This window comes from Nonomuraea muscovyensis (assembly GCF_014207745.1).
Lineage (GTDB): Bacteria > Actinomycetota > Actinomycetes > Streptosporangiales > Streptosporangiaceae > Nonomuraea > Nonomuraea muscovyensis.
Map to the genome: position 1 here is coordinate 452521 of NZ_JACHJB010000004.1, position 13661 is coordinate 466181.

Genomic DNA, 13661 nt, shown 5'->3' on the forward strand with positions numbered 1-13661 from the left:
GGACCGCCAGGCGCTTGGTCGAGCTGAGGCGGCCCTAGCTCGATACTCGCGCGGTGATGTCGTCGCCGATCTCGTGGGTGGAGCGGCCCACCCCTCCGGCCGGCCGCTCGACGATGTCGTCGGCGACGGCCTGCTCGACGCGGGCGGCCTCGGCCCGCAGGCCGAGGTGGTCGAGGAGCATGGCGACCGACAGGATGGTGGCGGTCGGGTCGGCCTTGGCCTGCCCGGCGATGTCGGGGGCGCTGCCGTGCACCGGCTCGAACATGCTGGGCGCGGTGCGGTCGGGGTTGACGTTGCCGCTGGCGGCCAGGCCGATGCCACCGGCGATGGCGGCGCCGAGGTCGGTGATGATGTCGCCGAAGAGGTTGTCGGTGACGACCACGTCGAAGCGCTCGGGCTGGGTGACGAAGTACATCGAGGCCGCGTCGATGTGGCAGTAGTCGGTGGCGACCTCGGGGAACTCCTCGGCGACCTGGTTGACCGTGCGCTGCCAGAGGTCGCCGGCGAAGGTCAGCACGTTGGTCTTGTGGACCAACGTCAGCTTCTTGCGGGGCCGCGAGCGTGCCTTCTCGAAGGCGTAGCGGACCACGCGCTCGACGCCGTAGGCGGTGTTGAGCGACTCCTGGGTGGCGATCTCGTGCGGCGTGCCGCGCCGCATGGCGCCGCCGGTGCCCGCGTAGAGGCCCTCGGTGCCCTCACGCACCACGATCATGTCGATGTCCTCGGCCGAGGTGTCGGCCAGCGGGGTCTCGACGCCGGGGAAGAGCTTGACCGGGCGCAGGTTGACGTAGTGGTCGAAGGTGAAGCGCAGGCGGAGCAGCAGGTCGCGCTCCAGGATGCCGGGCGGCACGCTGGGGTCGCCGACGGCGCCGAGCAGGATCGCGTCGTAGCCGCGCAGCTCCTCCAGGACCGCGTCGGGCAGCGTCTCGCCGGTGCGGTGGTAGCGGGCGGCACCCAGATCGTAGTGGGTGGCCTCGATCTTGGTGCCGACAGCCTCGAGCACCTTGAGTCCTTCGGCGACGACCTCGGCGCCGATGCCGTCTCCGGGGATCACGGCCAGGCGTATGTTGCGCGACTCCATGGGCGGTACCTTACCGGCTCGTCTCGGCTGACGAACACCGCATCTCAAACACCGGACATCCCTTTTACCCGTATTGCGGTGCTTTGACCGTTTCGTTAGAGTCCCTCAAGCCTAATCCGCGCAGCCGTTGCGCGGAGCCGGGGACCCACTCCCCTCTGGGGCGAATCGGCACGTCCGCGCGCCGTAGGGCCACTTCCAGGCCCGAGCCCGTCAGCTAACCCGGCCGGCCGTGTGGAAGGACTCCTCGTGCCGCGCATCGCCATGCCCATCACCCTGCCCATCCCCCTACCCACCCCCGCGCTCATCCCCGCGCTCGCCGCCGCCGTGACCATCGCCGGACTCGCGGCCGCCTCCCCCGCCGCCGCGGCGGCGCCCGCCACGGTGGCCTCCCCCGCAGTGACCTCACCTGCGGCGGCCTCCCCCACAGTGGCGCCTGACCCCGAAGGCGTCACCCTCACCGGCGCCGACGTCAAGCGCGCCAGGACCCGGAACGTCCAGCTCCCCGCCTGGAAGATCGCCGTCAGGTACGCCCTGGACAAGCAGGGCACCCCCTACGTGTGGGGCGGGACGAGCACGAGCGGCTACGACTGCTCCGGCCTCATGCTCCGCGCCTACCAGGCCGCGGGCATCGAACTGCCTCGCGTCGCCGCCTCCCAGTACGGCGCCTTCTCCAGGAAGATCGCCTGGAAGGACCTCAGGCCCGGCGACCTCGTCTTCTTCCACGGCCTCGGCCACGTGGGCATGATCTCCCGCCCCGGCCACATGGTCCACGCGCCACGCACCGGCGACGTGGTCAAGGAGGAACGCCTGGACGCGGGACGCCGCAGCTCCTTCGTGGGCGCCGTCCGGCCCGATCCGAAGGGCGTCAAGCGCTGGGCGCACATCCGCGAGCTGCGCCAGGCTCCCCCACCGGCCATGCCGGTCGCCACCACGCTGTAGTCACCCGGACGGGTGCGGTCGCGCGTACTACCGTGAGGACATGGCAACCGAGAAGGTGCGACTGACCGCCGAGAAGGCCACGCTCCTCGCCACCCTGTACGGCAGGGCGCTCGACGCCCGCGCGCCGCACCCGATCCTCGCCGACACCCTCTCCCTGGAGATCGCCCGGCGGATCGACCACGACTTCCGCCGCACCGGCATGACGCGGGGCAGCGCCGCCGCCGTGGCGCTGCGGGCCCGGTTCCTCGACGGCTGGGCCCGGGAGTTCCTGGCCCGCCACCCGGAGGCGAGCGTGCTCCATCTGGGCTGCGGCCTCGACACGCGCGCCCACCGGCTCGACCCGCCGCCGGGCGTCGACTGGTACGACGTCGACTACCCCGACGTCATCGAGCTGCGCCGGCGCCTGTTCCCCGACCGGCCCCGGTACACGATGATCGGCTCGTCGGTCACCGACACCGGGTGGCTCGACCGCGTCCCTCAGGACAAGCCGGTGCTGGTCGTCGCCGAGGGTCTGCTCTACTACCTCGACCGGGACGGCGGCCGGGCCCTGCTGCGGCGGATCGCCGAGGGGTTCGCGAGCGGCCAGTTGCTCTTCGACGCGCTGCACTCCCGCGGCCTGCGGCTGCAGAAGCTCAACCCGCCGGTCCGCAAGGCCGGCGCCACGATGCGCTGGGGCATCGACGGGCCGGCCGACCTGCTGTCGATCAGCCCGAAACTGCGCTGCGTGGACGCGCTGAGCGTCTTCGACCTCGACGGCTACGACCGGCTGCCGGGGCCGTACCGGCTCCTGGTGCGGGTGGCGGGCAAGATGCCGGGCGTGCGGCGGCTGGCCGCGTTCTACCGGCTGGAGTTCGGGGCCTAGCGGCCCGGGCTCTCGGGGGCTCCGCCGTTGTCGCGGCGGTCGAGGGCGGTCTGCAGGGCCTCGGCGGCCTCGTTGTCGCGCTCGTCGGCACGATTCCAGGGATACATCTCGTACATGTCGCTGCTCATCTCGTTTCGCAGGGCGTCGGGTGAGGAGAGCCGGATCCCGGTCACGGATCCGACCGGGCCTGAACTCGTGGTCCGGGTCACGGACCGGACGAAAGGGACTGATGGCCGACGCGACGCCGCTCACCGCGGCGGGTGGTCGACCTGCCCTAACAGGCCCCGCCGCGGCAGGTAATGAGTACGAGAACCTGGCGCATCACAGAAAACAGTACCTGGTGGCAGACATGCTGTCTCGTTGGATGTCCTAATATCTCGTATCTTGAGACAAAAATGCGGCTGCCGCCGGACCACGCCGGCGGCAGCCGCACACCCGTACGGGCTCAGTCCTCCAGGTCGACCGTGCGGCCGCTCTCGGCGCCGATCTCGGAGACGATCTGCTCCAGCACCTCGGCCGGGATGGCCGAGTCGACGGTCAGCGCGATGAGCGCCTTGCCGCCCTTGACGTCACGGGCCACCTGCATCGAGGCGATGTTGATGCCGTGCTCGCCGAGAAGGTGACCGACGACGCCCACGATGCCGGGGCGGTCGGCGTAGGTCAGGAAGCACAGGTGCTCGGTCGGCTCGATCTCCATCTCGTAGCCGTTGACCTCGACGATCTTCGTGATCTGCCGGGGGCCGGAGAGCGTGCCGGACACCGAGACCTGGCGGCCGTCGGCGAGCACGCCGCGCACGGTCACCACGTTGCGCCAGTCGGGGCTGTCGGAGCTGGTCACCAGCTCGACGCTGACGCCGCGCTCCTTGGCCAGCAGCGGGGCGTTGACGTAGGTGACGGAGTCCTCCACCACGTCGTTGAAGACGCCCTTGAGCGCGGCCAGTTCGAGCACGCGCACGTCCTGCGAGGCGATCTCGCCGCGCACCTCGACGTCGAGCTTGGTGGCGACCTCGCCCGCGAGGGCGGTGAAGACCCGGCCCAGCTTCTCGGCCAGCGGCAGGCCCGGCTTGACCTCCTCGGCCACCGCGCCGCCCTGGACGTTGACCGCGTCCGGCACGAACTCGCCCGCCAGCGCCAGCTTCACGCTCCGCGCGACCTGGGTGCCGGCCTTCTCCTGGGCCTCGTGCGTGGAGGCGCCGAGGTGCGGCGTGGCCACGACCTGGTCCAGCTCGAACAGCGGGCTGTCGGTGCAGGGCTCCTTGGCGAAGACGTCGAGGCCGGCGCCTGCCACGCGGCCCTCCTTGATCGCCGTGTAGAGGGCGCCCTCGTCGACGATGCCGCCGCGGGCCACGTTGATGATCCGCACCGACGGCTTGACCTCGTGCAGCTCCTTGTCGCCGATGAGGCCGACGGTCTCCTTGGACTTGGGCAGGTGCACGGTGAGGAAGTCGGCCTGCTTGATGACCTCGTCGAGGGAGACGAGCCTGACGCCCATCTGCGCGGCGCGGGCCGGCGGCAGGTAGGGGTCGTAGGCGATCAGCTCGACGCCGAACGGCTGCAGGCGCTGGGCCACGAGCTGGCCGATCTTGCCCAGGCCGAGGATACCGATGATCTTGCCGTCGAGCTCGACGCCGGTGTACTTGGACCGCTTCCACTCGCCGTTCTTCAGCGCGGCGTGGGCCTGGGCCGTGTTGCGGGCGCTGGCCAGGATGAGCGCGAGGGTCTGCTCGGCGGCGCTGGTGATGTTGGAGGTCGGCGCGTTGACGACCATGACGCCGGCCTTGGTGGCCGCCTCGACGTCGACGTTGTCGAGACCGACACCGGCGCGGGCGACCACGCGCAGCTTCGGCGCGGCGGCGATGGCCTCCGCGTCGACCTGCGTGGCGGAGCGGACGATCAGCGCGTCCACGTCGGCGAGCGCGGGCAGCAGCTGGGAACGGTCGGCGCCGTCGGTGTGGCGGACCTCGAAATCGGCGCCGAGGACGGCGAGGCCAGCCTCGGAGAGCTCCTCTGCGACCAGAACGACGGGCTTTGTCACGGGATGGATCCTTAAGGCGTGCGGCGGGCTGGGGGACGCGTCGGCGAGTCCCCCGGGATCCCTCGCAGTCTATCCGCGCTTGTGAACGCGTTCACGAGGGACCCGGAATGTGAGACGGCCCGCCCTACCCCGGAGCCGCAAACTCATCCGCACGATGCCCATCTTTGTCTTGATAGAGAGATTTATTGGCCATTAGCCTGATAAGCCGTGGCCGACTACCTAGGGTTCGTCCTATGAGCATCGGGAATCCTGCGCTTGCCGACGTGCTCGCACAGCATGGCGCCCCGCACCGCCTGCTTGCGGCTCTGGCCGAGGGTGGAGTCCTGGTGGCCGTGCGACCCGACCGCTCCGTCGTCCTGGGCACGACCCAGGCCGGTGACCGGGTGCTGCTCGGATACACCGGACCGGTGACCTACGCCAGGCATCGGGGCAGCCATTCGCTGTCGGCCTGCGACGCCGACACCATCCTCGACATCCAGCGCGTCACCGGCGTGCGCGAGATCGTGATCGACGCGGCCGGGCCCGCGGCGGCGGCCGTGCCCATCGACGACCTGCAGCGCTTCCTCACCTCGACCCGGACCGGGCCCACCCCGGTGCTGTCGGGGGCCGCCCCCGCCGCGTACGCCACCGGTGCGATGGCCACGGTGTCGCGCGGAGCCGCGCTCGCCCAGGTGGCGCCGCCCTCGCCGGAGGCGCCGTCGCTGCCGTGGATCCCGGCGCCGCGACCGCATCTGTCGGGCCCCATGCAGCAGGTCGATCCGGGCTACCGGCGCTGCACGCACCCGATCCTGCCGGCGCTGCGCCGCGCGATCGGATACCTGCTGGCGGACTTCCCCCTGGTGCACCACGTGTGGATCTCCGAGGCGCGCACCGCGTCGGGCGCGCCGGGGATCATGCTGCACGTGAAGGTGCACATGTCGGCCGCCGAGGACGTGGTCCGCGACCTGCACCGCCTGGTGCGCGCCCGGCTGCCGCAGTTCGCGGCCAGCGAGGCGCCGATCCTCATGGCCCGGGTGGCGGACGCGCGCAGCGAGCGCCGGATGATCGAGATCGGCGCCCACGTGGTGTGCGCCGCGGTCTCCGACTAGCGACCCAGGGGACGGGTCAGGGCACGGGGTCACGCCGAAACCGGGCCTACCGAACAAGGGCTCGCTAGGTTTAGATGAGCCCATGATCACACCGGCCCTCGACGTGCCCACGGTCTCGCGAGGCGTGCGCATCGGCTACGGCGTCGGGTCCTTCTGCACCGCGACCTACAACGCGGTGCCCGGCCTGCTGCTGCTCTACTACATGACGAACTTCCTGGCCGTGCCCGCCTGGCTGGCCGGGCTGGTGGTCGCCGCCCCCAAGGTCTGGGACCTGCTGATCAACCCGCTGGTCGGCCGCTGGTCGGACCGCACGACGTCACGGCTCGGGCCGCGGCGGCCGTGGCTGCTGGCGGGCGCGTGCACGCTGCCGGTCGCGTTCTTCCTGGTCTTCGCCGGGCCGCCGCTCACGGGGGTCCCGGCCGCGCTGTACGTGGGGGGCTGCTTCATGGCCGCGGCCACGGCGTACGCGCTGTTCGAGGTGCCGTACAAGGCGATGCCCGCCGAGATGACCTCCGACTACCACGAGCGCACCTCCCTGCTGCAGTGGCGGATGGTCTTCATCGGGGCCGCCACCGTGATCAGCGGCATCCTGGCTCCGGCCATCGTCAACAGCCAGGGCGACGACGGCACGCTGGGCAGCTACCGGCTGATGGCCGTGACGATCGCCGCGGTGCTGCTCGCCTCGATGCTCGGGTCGTTCTTCGGTACGGCCCGCGCCCCCATGACCGGCGCCCCCGAGCCCGACGGCGGCCGGCTGCGCGACCAGATCGCGGCTGCCCGGGGCAACTCCGCGTTCATGTGGCTGCTGGCGCTGAGCTGCGCCCAGATGATGGCCGTCAGCATGATGCTGGCCGCCGCGCCCTACTTCGCCGCCTACGTCCTGGGCGATCCCAAGGCGACGAGCACCCTCTTCGCCGCGCTGGTCGGGCCGATGCTGCTGACGATGCCGGTCTGGGTCCGGCTGGCCAAGCGGTTCGACAAGCGCGGCGCGATGATCCTGGCCGCCCTGATGTTCGGTGTGGGCACTGTGGCGGCGCTGGCCACCCCCGCCATCGGCGCCTGGTACGCCCACGTCATGCTGCTGCTGGTGGGCATGGGCTATGCCGGGGTGCAACTGCTGCAGTTCTCGATGCTGGCGGACGTGATCGCGGTGGACGCCGAGGAGACGGGCAAGCGGCGGGCCGGGGTGTTCACCGGGTTGTGGACGGCGGTCGAGAGCGGGGTCGCCTCCTTCGGCGCCCTCGTCTTCGGCGGCATCCTGTCGCTGGGCGGCTTCCTGGAGTCGGAGCCCAGCCGGCCCGTCGAGCAGCCGGACAGCGCCCTGACCGCGGTCCTGGTCGGCCAGGCCGCGGTCCCGGCGCTCATCATCTTCCTGTCGGTGCTGATGACGCTGAAGTACCGGCTCAGGCCAGCCGACGCGCCACCACCAGCCGCGTCCGCGTGACCAGACCCGCCACGACGGCGGCCAGGATCGGCAGGCCCACGACGCCCACGGCGACGGGCAGCCACGGGACGGCGACCACGGTGGGACCCGGATCCAGGACGGAGTCACCGCCGACGGCGCCGTGGCGCGTCATGGGCCAGGTCAGGGCGATCCCGGTGACGAGGCCCGCGACCAGCCCCACCAGGGTGCCCGTGGCGGCGATGAACCCGGCCTGGGTGGCCACCACGAGCCTGCGCGTCCGCGGCGCGGCGCCGACGGCCGAGAGCGTGTCGAGGTCGCGCCGCATGTCCGCCGCCGCGAGCCCGGTGGCGGCGAAGGTGCCGCCGAGCGCCAGGACCGCCGCCAGCGCGAACGCCGCCATGTGCAGGAAGCGCGCGTCGTTCTGGTAGCCCCGCTCCAGTTCGGTCCAGACTCCGCGGTTCACCGCGCGGAGATCGCTCTGGAACTGCATCGGGTCAGCCGGCCGGTGCATGACGTGCAGGCGCCGCTCCGCCGTCTTGACCCCCAGCCGGGTCAGAGCCGACAGCGGGACCACCGCGCCGCGCTGCCGGGGTTCGGCTCCCTGGGCCGGCACGGCCGGGATCCTGAGCTCCCGGTGCCGCTCCTCCTCGCCCTTGCCGTAGGTCACCAGGTCCAGTACGAGCGTCCCGCCGCAGAGCATGGCGGGGTCGAAGACCACCGCCTTGCCGGCGGACAGGGCGGCGGCCGCCGCGGGGTCCGTCCGTCCCTGCTGGAACGCGAGCAGATCGGCGCCGCCGATCAGCACGTTGGGCTCGCTTCCCCGGCCGCACACGCTGTCCCATCCCATGTGTACGCCTTCGTCCTGCGCCGGGACGTGCGAGGCCACGACTGGCACCTCGGACAGGCGTTCCCGCACCGCCGCCCGGGCGGCGGCCCACTCACGGTCGTCCAGTCCGAAGCCGATGATCGTCGCGCTGCCGATGGGCCCCCTCGCCCGGTAGCGTGCCTCCTCCTCGGCGGCGTTGCTGGTGACGCCGACGCTCACCGCGACCGCCGCCATGGTGGCCGCCATGACAGCCGCGGCGGCCGACGCCGTGCGGCCGCGGTGGCGGCCGGCGTCCCGTACGGACAGGCGCATCGGGAGCGGCAGCGAGGAGGCGGCGCGCCCCACGAACCGCACCAGCCAGGGCATCAGCACCACCAGGCCGAACACCACGAGCACCGACGCCGCGACGATGGCCAGCTCGGTCCCCCGCAGGGCGTGGACCATGGCGGCGAGGCCCGCCACCACCAGCACGAGTCCCAGGAGCGGGCGGCCGGCCCGGTCGCGCACCTGTCCGCCGCGCCCCGCCAGGATCTCGGCGGCGCTCTGCCGCGCGGCCTGTACGGCCGGCACGACGGCGGCGACCAGACCGCTGATCAGGCCCAGCGTCGCGATCGCCAGCGTCTGCCACCAGGCCACCTCCAGCGGGCCGAGCGAGCCGGACCACTGGGCGAGGACGGCGGCTCCGGCCCATCCGGCGGCGACGCCCAGCGCGGCGCCGAGCAGCGCCGCAGCGCCGCCCAGGACCAGGCCGTCGGCGAGCACGATCGTTCTCAGGTGCCCGGCCGAGGCGCCGTGGGCGGCGATCACCGCGAGCTCCCGCCGTCGCCGGCGCAGGCCCACGGCGAACGCCGGCCCGGCCAGCAGGACCGTCTCCATGACGATGAGGACCACGGTGATGGCGATCCAGAGCGGCGCTTCCCGGTCGAGCGGGCGTTCCTCCTCCCAGAAGGGCTGCGGCGGGTCCTCGATCACGGCCCGGGAGACGACCCGGATGCCCGCCTCGTTGAGCCGTCGCACGTCGTTCCACAGGACCGGTGACGGGGTGTCGACGAGCCAGCCCGGGGCGAGCTGGTCGCGCGCGTTCGCCAGGCCCCCGGGGAAGGACACCACCTCCCTGTACGTGGGTTCGTGCGGGTGCTCGACCACGCCGACCACGCGGAAGGGCGCGTCCCGCTCGGTGAGCTTGATCGTGGTGCCCACTTTCGCACCGCGGTCGGCCATCGCCGGAGTGACGGCGATCTCTCCCGGGGCGGTGGGCAGGCGACCCTCGCTCAGGGCCCGGACGCCTCGCGTCATGGGGTCCCGCAGGTCGAGCTCGACGGCCGGGACGTCGGAGTAACCGCCGGGGAACCGCACCTCCAGATATCCCGTGTGGTACGGGATCAGCCGGCCCCGGAGCAGGGTGCCGACCTTGTCGGCCGTCCAGGTGGTGCGCGGCTTCTCCTGGGCGCCCTCGGTCGTGTAGCCACGGCCCGAGGGGTCCTGCCGCACGATTCTTCCCGGCACGGTGACGAGGTGGGCGTCCGCCTGCCCCAGCGAGGCCGTAATCCCTTCCTGAGGGTTGACCTGCATGGTGGCGTAGCCGGTGAAGGCGGCCGTGAAGACCAGCACCGGCAGGCCGATCATCACCATGATGAGGGCGGTGCGGCCCCGCGCGCGGAGCGCGTCCCGGCGGGCGATGCGCAGGGCGGCGCGGAAGGCGCTCATCGCGCGGTCTCCAGGCGGACCGCTGCCGCGTCGACGATCTGCCCGTCGCGCAGGTAGACGACCCGGTCGGCCCAGCCGGCGTAGCGCGGCTCGTGGGTGACCAGCAGGACCGCCGCGCCCCCGTCGCAGCGCTCCCGCAGCAGGCCGAGGATCTCGTCGCCGGTCGCCGTGTCGAGGGCGCCCGTCGGCTCGTCGGCCAGCAGCAGCCGCCGCTCGCCCACCAGGGCGCGGGCGATCGCCACGCGCTGGCGCTGGCCGCCCGACAGTTCCTCGGGGAAGCGGTCGGCGATCTGGTCCGCCCGCACCTCGGCCAGCACGGACAGCGCCTCGGCCCGGGCCCGCGCGGCGCGGACGCCGTCGAGCTCGCGGGGCAGCATCACGTTCTCGGCGGCCGTGAGCGAGGGGATGAGATTGAGGTCCTGGAAGACGTAGCCGACCTCGCGGCGCCGCAGCGCGGCCAGGTCCTTCACCGAGGCGAGGTCGGTGCCACCGATCGTCACACTGCCCGAGGTGGGCCGGTCGAGGCCGCCCGCCACGTTGAGCAGCGTGGACTTGCCCGAGCCCGACGGGCCCATCACCGCGACCAGCTCGCCGGGCGAGACGTCGAGGTTCACCCCGTTGAGCGCGTGCACGTCCCCGTGCGTCCGGGTCACCTCCCGTAACGTCACCACAGTCATCAGCGCTTCTCCTTGAGTACGGCCTCGCAGTGGTCCAGCCAGCGCTGTTCCGCTTCGGCCTTGAAGATCATCGAATCGAGGACGAGCCGCTCGGCGAGCCCGTCGGTCGCGGCGCGTTTGGCCCTGGTCAGCTCCTGCAGCGACCGCATCGTGGCGGTGCGCTGGGCGTGGATGACCGTGCGGACGTCGACGTCGTGGGCCGCGACGGCCATCGCGAGTTTGATGGCCAGCTCGTCCCGAGGCCGGTCGGCGGGGGCGACGGGGGTGCTGAACCATCGCCCGACCTCCTGCCGACCGGCCTCGGTGATCGTGTAGAGGGCGCGCCCCTGGTCGTCCTCGCCACCGGGGGCGACCAGGCCGTCACGCTCCATCCGCGAGAGCGTCGTGTAGACCTGGCCGATGTTGAGCGGCCAGGTCGCCCCCGTCGACGCCTCGAACTCCACCCGGAGTTGGTAGCCGTATCGCGGTCCCCTGCTGAGGAGCGCGAGCAGTCCGTGCCTGATCGACATGGATACTGAGTATGCATACTGAGTATGCCCGAGGCAACTCCTTCATCTGAACCGCCTGTAGATTCGGGGTTTCTGGACAGAGAACGCAGGAAAGGCCGATACTCGGGGCATGAGCTCGACGCATCCACCGTTCCGCGCGTCCGATGGGGAACGTGATCGGGCGATCGACGAGCTGCGGGATCGGGCCGTCGAAGGGCGGATCTCCCACGACACGTTCGTCGGCCGCGTCGACCAGGCACTACGCGCCCGCAACCGCGACGAGCTCGACCAGTTGGTCGCCGATCTCCCGCGCCGCAGGTCGTTCCGGCAGCGGGTGACCGACGTGGTGGCCTCCGCCTCCGACTTCACCACCGGGCTGCGCGCCGCCTGGCGCCGGCCGCGGCTGCCCCGGCTCGCGCTGCCCGATGACGACCGGGCCCGTTACGTGGTGGGCCGCGGGTCCGCGTGCGACCTCGTGCTGTCCGACCTGACGGTCTCGCGGGTGCACGCCGAGCTGCGGCGCGAGGGCGACGGCGGCTGGATGCTCATCGACCTGGGCTCGCTCAACGGCACGCGGCTCAACGGGTGGCGGCTGGTGGGGCCGGCCCGGATCAAGTCGGGCGACGAGATCTCGTTCGGCGACTGCGGCTTCCTGGTGACCTCGCCCCTGCTCTCGGGCTGACGCCTCTCGTGGTGGGGGTGCCGCGTACAGGAAGTCCGAAAGATACGGATATTTGCGTATTACAGCCCGGGCGCGCTGCCTCCATGATCCAGGCGAGACCCCCAGTCCCTTGGAGATCCCATGCGGCGCACCTCAGCCTCCCTCCTCGCGGGCACGCTCGTCGCGGCCCTCGCGTGGGCGTCCGGCCCCTCCTCCCCCGCCATCGCCCAGGACCCCACGCCCGGCGTGGCGGACCTGACCCAGGACATCAACCAGATCCTCAGCGACTCCCGGCTCACCATCGCCCGAGCCGGCGTGGTCGTCAGAAGCGCCACCGGCGGTGAGGAGCTCTACAACACCGACGGCGGCAAGCTCATGATCCCCGCCTCCAACACCAAGCTGTTCACGGCCGCGGCGGCGGCCGAGACGCTCGGCCTCGACTACCGCTTCACCACCAGCGTGCTGGCGGCCGGGCGCAAGGCCGGCTCGGTGCTCACCGGCGACCTGGTGCTGCGCGGCACCGGCGACCCGACCATGCTGGCCGAGGACTACGACGCGCTGGCCGCCGAGGTCGCCGGCGCGGGCGTCAAGACGGTGGCGGGCAGGCTGGTCGCCGACGACACCTGGTTCGACGCCGTACGGCTCGGCAACGACTGGGCCTGGGACGACGAGACGGCCTACTACGCGGCGCCCATCTCCGCGCTGACCGCCTCACCCGACCGTGACTACGACGCCGGCTCCGTGGTCGTCTCGGTGGCGGCCGACGGCGACAAGGTGAAGGTCGCCACCACGCCCGAGACCGACTACCTGAAGATCGTCAACAGGGCCACGCCCGGCACGTCCACCGACGTGCTCATCGAGCGTCTGCACGGCACCCGCACGGTCGTGATCACCGGCACCGTGGCGACGCCGTACCAGGAGTGGGTCGCCGTCGACGACCCCACCGCGTACGCCTCCGCCCTGTTCCGCCAGGCGCTGAAGAAGCACGGCGTGCGGGTGCTCGGCCCGACCGTCACCGGCGCGGCGCCATCCGGGGCGGCGAAGCTGGCCGAGCGCGAGTCGATGCCGCTGAGCGAGTTGCTGGTGCCGTTCATGAAGCTCAGCAACAACATCCACGCCGAGATCCTCACCAAGGCGATGGGCCGCAAGGTCTCCGGTCAGGGCACCTGGGCCGCCGGGCTCAAGGTGAGCACCGACTTCGCCAAGGCGAACGGCGTACAGGTGCTCAACATGCGCGACGGCTCCGGCCTGTCACGCCGCGACGGCTTCTCGCCCGCCTCGATCGCCCAGTTGCTGACCGCCGTCCGCGGCAAGCCGTGGTTCCAGGCCTGGTACGACTCGCTGCCCGTCGCGGGCAACGCCGACCGCTTCGTCGGCGGCACCCTGCGCAGCCGGATGCGGGGGACCCCCGCCGCGGGCAACGTCCGCGCCAAGACCGGCTCGCTGACCGGCGTCACGTCGCTGTCGGGCTACGTCACCAGCGCCGACGGCGAGCCGCTGGTCTTCTCCGTGATGCTCAACCAGTACCTGTCGGGCTCGCCCAAGGACATCGAGGACAAGATCGCCGTCCGGCTCGCCCAGTTCTCGCGCACCCGGACCGTGGACGCGCCGGCGCAGCTCCGCCAGCCCGCCGCGGACGCGCCCGAGCTGGAATGCTCCTGGCTCAAGCCCGCGCACTGCTGACGCCACACCCCGCGGGAGGGCCCGGTCACCATGCGTGGCCGGGCCCGTTCCATGCCCGGAAGAGCGTTAGATGTCCTCAGATCGGCCGTAGTTCACCGGGATCGACACGATTTTGATCACGATTAGGATACCTGGAGCTCCAGATATTGCCCGGATTGGCGTGACATGTCCGTTGTGTACCCACCAGAATGCGGGTTCGACGTAGTGTC

General features: G+C 71.8%; 12 protein-coding genes and 1 riboswitch. Of the genes, 6 read left to right on the top strand and 6 right to left on the bottom strand.

The genetic code is table 11. The features are described 5' to 3' along the window. Nucleotides 1–34: 34 nt before the first annotated feature. On the bottom strand, nt 35–1081 hold the full coding sequence (locus FHU36_RS39895) for a 3-isopropylmalate dehydrogenase (protein WP_185089290.1): 1047 nt from the start codon (nt 1079–1081) through the stop codon (nt 35–37). A 98-nt stretch (nt 1082–1179) separates the two neighbouring features. Then, a riboswitch (cyclic di-AMP (ydaO/yuaA leader) is annotated at nt 1180–1324 on the top strand. 3 nt (nt 1325–1327) lie between these two features. On the opposite strand from FHU36_RS39895, the gene FHU36_RS46075 reads away from it, so the two are divergent. Together FHU36_RS46075 and FHU36_RS39905 are read left to right on the top strand one after the other, a co-directional pair. Next, a complete protein-coding gene (locus FHU36_RS46075) occupies nt 1328–2020 on the top strand; it encodes a C40 family peptidase (RefSeq protein WP_185089291.1) in 693 nt (230 codons plus the stop codon). A gap of 40 nt (nt 2021–2060) precedes the next feature. Continuing rightward, nucleotides 2061–2882 carry a class I SAM-dependent methyltransferase gene (locus tag FHU36_RS39905; protein ID WP_185089292.1) on the top strand — a complete coding sequence of 274 codons (822 nt, stop codon included), beginning with the start codon at nt 2061–2063 and terminating at the stop codon, nt 2880–2882. Here FHU36_RS39905 and FHU36_RS46080 read toward each other — a convergent pair. Next, the gene (locus FHU36_RS46080; RefSeq protein WP_281394601.1) at nt 2879–3010 is read right to left on the bottom strand and encodes a hypothetical protein; all 132 of its coding nucleotides are present in this window, start codon (nt 3008–3010) and stop codon (nt 2879–2881) included. The two genes, FHU36_RS39905 and FHU36_RS46080, sit on opposite strands and share 4 nt — an antisense overlap. A gap of 317 nt (nt 3011–3327) precedes the next feature. Continuing rightward, nucleotides 3328–4917, bottom strand: a complete 1590-nt coding sequence (gene serA, locus FHU36_RS39915; RefSeq protein WP_185089293.1) for a phosphoglycerate dehydrogenase — start codon at nt 4915–4917, stop codon at nt 3328–3330. A 233-nt stretch (nt 4918–5150) separates the two neighbouring features. On the opposite strand from serA, the gene FHU36_RS39920 reads away from it, so the two are divergent. Then, nucleotides 5151–6005, top strand: coding sequence for a hypothetical protein (locus tag FHU36_RS39920; protein WP_185089294.1), 855 nt, complete (start codon nt 5151–5153; stop codon nt 6003–6005). An 82-nt stretch (nt 6006–6087) separates the two neighbouring features. After that, the gene (locus FHU36_RS39925; RefSeq protein ID WP_185089295.1) at nt 6088–7449 is read left to right on the top strand and encodes an MFS transporter; all 1362 of its coding nucleotides are present in this window, start codon (nt 6088–6090) and stop codon (nt 7447–7449) included. Here FHU36_RS39925 and FHU36_RS39930 read toward each other — a convergent pair. From FHU36_RS39930 to FHU36_RS39940, 3 genes are read right to left on the bottom strand one after another with little or no spacing between them, the layout of a single operon-like run. Further along, complete coding sequence (locus tag FHU36_RS39930) at nt 7409–9943, bottom strand: FtsX-like permease family protein (RefSeq protein ID WP_185089296.1); 2535 nt, start codon at nt 9941–9943, stop codon at nt 7409–7411. The two genes, FHU36_RS39925 and FHU36_RS39930, sit on opposite strands and share 41 nt — an antisense overlap. Then, complete coding sequence (locus FHU36_RS39935; protein ID WP_185089297.1) at nt 9940–10620, bottom strand: ABC transporter ATP-binding protein; 681 nt, start codon at nt 10618–10620, stop codon at nt 9940–9942. The genes FHU36_RS39930 and FHU36_RS39935 overlap by 4 nt, the downstream gene beginning before the upstream one ends. Further along, nucleotides 10620–11129: a PadR family transcriptional regulator gene (locus FHU36_RS39940; protein WP_185089298.1), complete on the bottom strand. Its 510-nt coding sequence runs from the start codon at nt 11127–11129 to the stop codon at nt 10620–10622. Before FHU36_RS39940 ends, FHU36_RS39935 begins: the two co-directional genes overlap by 1 nt. Before the next feature lie 109 nt (nt 11130–11238). Between FHU36_RS39940 and FHU36_RS39945 the strand changes: the two genes are divergently transcribed. Together FHU36_RS39945 and dacB are read left to right on the top strand one after the other, a co-directional pair. Then, nucleotides 11239–11790: an FHA domain-containing protein gene (locus tag FHU36_RS39945; RefSeq protein WP_185089299.1), complete on the top strand. Its 552-nt coding sequence runs from the start codon at nt 11239–11241 to the stop codon at nt 11788–11790. 120 nt (nt 11791–11910) lie between these two features. Next, nucleotides 11911–13452, top strand: a complete 1542-nt coding sequence (gene dacB, locus FHU36_RS39950; protein ID WP_185089300.1) for a D-alanyl-D-alanine carboxypeptidase/D-alanyl-D-alanine endopeptidase — start codon at nt 11911–11913, stop codon at nt 13450–13452. Nucleotides 13453–13661: the final 209 nt, after the last annotated feature.

Coding starts and splice junctions, on each gene's coding strand:
- FHU36_RS39895 (WP_185089290.1), bottom strand. CDS start 1,081: ATGGAGTCGCGCAACATACGCCTGGCCGTGATCCCCGGAGACGGCATC.
- FHU36_RS39920 (WP_185089294.1), top strand. CDS start 5,151: ATGAGCATCGGGAATCCTGCGCTTGCCGACGTGCTCGCACAGCATGGC.
- FHU36_RS39945 (WP_185089299.1), top strand. CDS start 11,239: ATGAGCTCGACGCATCCACCGTTCCGCGCGTCCGATGGGGAACGTGAT.
- FHU36_RS39930 (WP_185089296.1), bottom strand. CDS start 9,943: ATGAGCGCCTTCCGCGCCGCCCTGCGCATCGCCCGCCGGGACGCGCTC.
- dacB (WP_185089300.1), top strand. CDS start 11,911: ATGCGGCGCACCTCAGCCTCCCTCCTCGCGGGCACGCTCGTCGCGGCC.
- FHU36_RS39925 (WP_185089295.1), top strand. CDS start 6,088: ATGATCACACCGGCCCTCGACGTGCCCACGGTCTCGCGAGGCGTGCGC.
- FHU36_RS39935 (WP_185089297.1), bottom strand. CDS start 10,620: ATGACTGTGGTGACGTTACGGGAGGTGACCCGGACGCACGGGGACGTG.
- FHU36_RS39905 (WP_185089292.1), top strand. CDS start 2,061: ATGGCAACCGAGAAGGTGCGACTGACCGCCGAGAAGGCCACGCTCCTC.
- FHU36_RS46080 (WP_281394601.1), bottom strand. CDS start 3,010: ATGAGCAGCGACATGTACGAGATGTATCCCTGGAATCGTGCCGACGAG.
- FHU36_RS39940 (WP_185089298.1), bottom strand. CDS start 11,129: ATGTCGATCAGGCACGGACTGCTCGCGCTCCTCAGCAGGGGACCGCGA.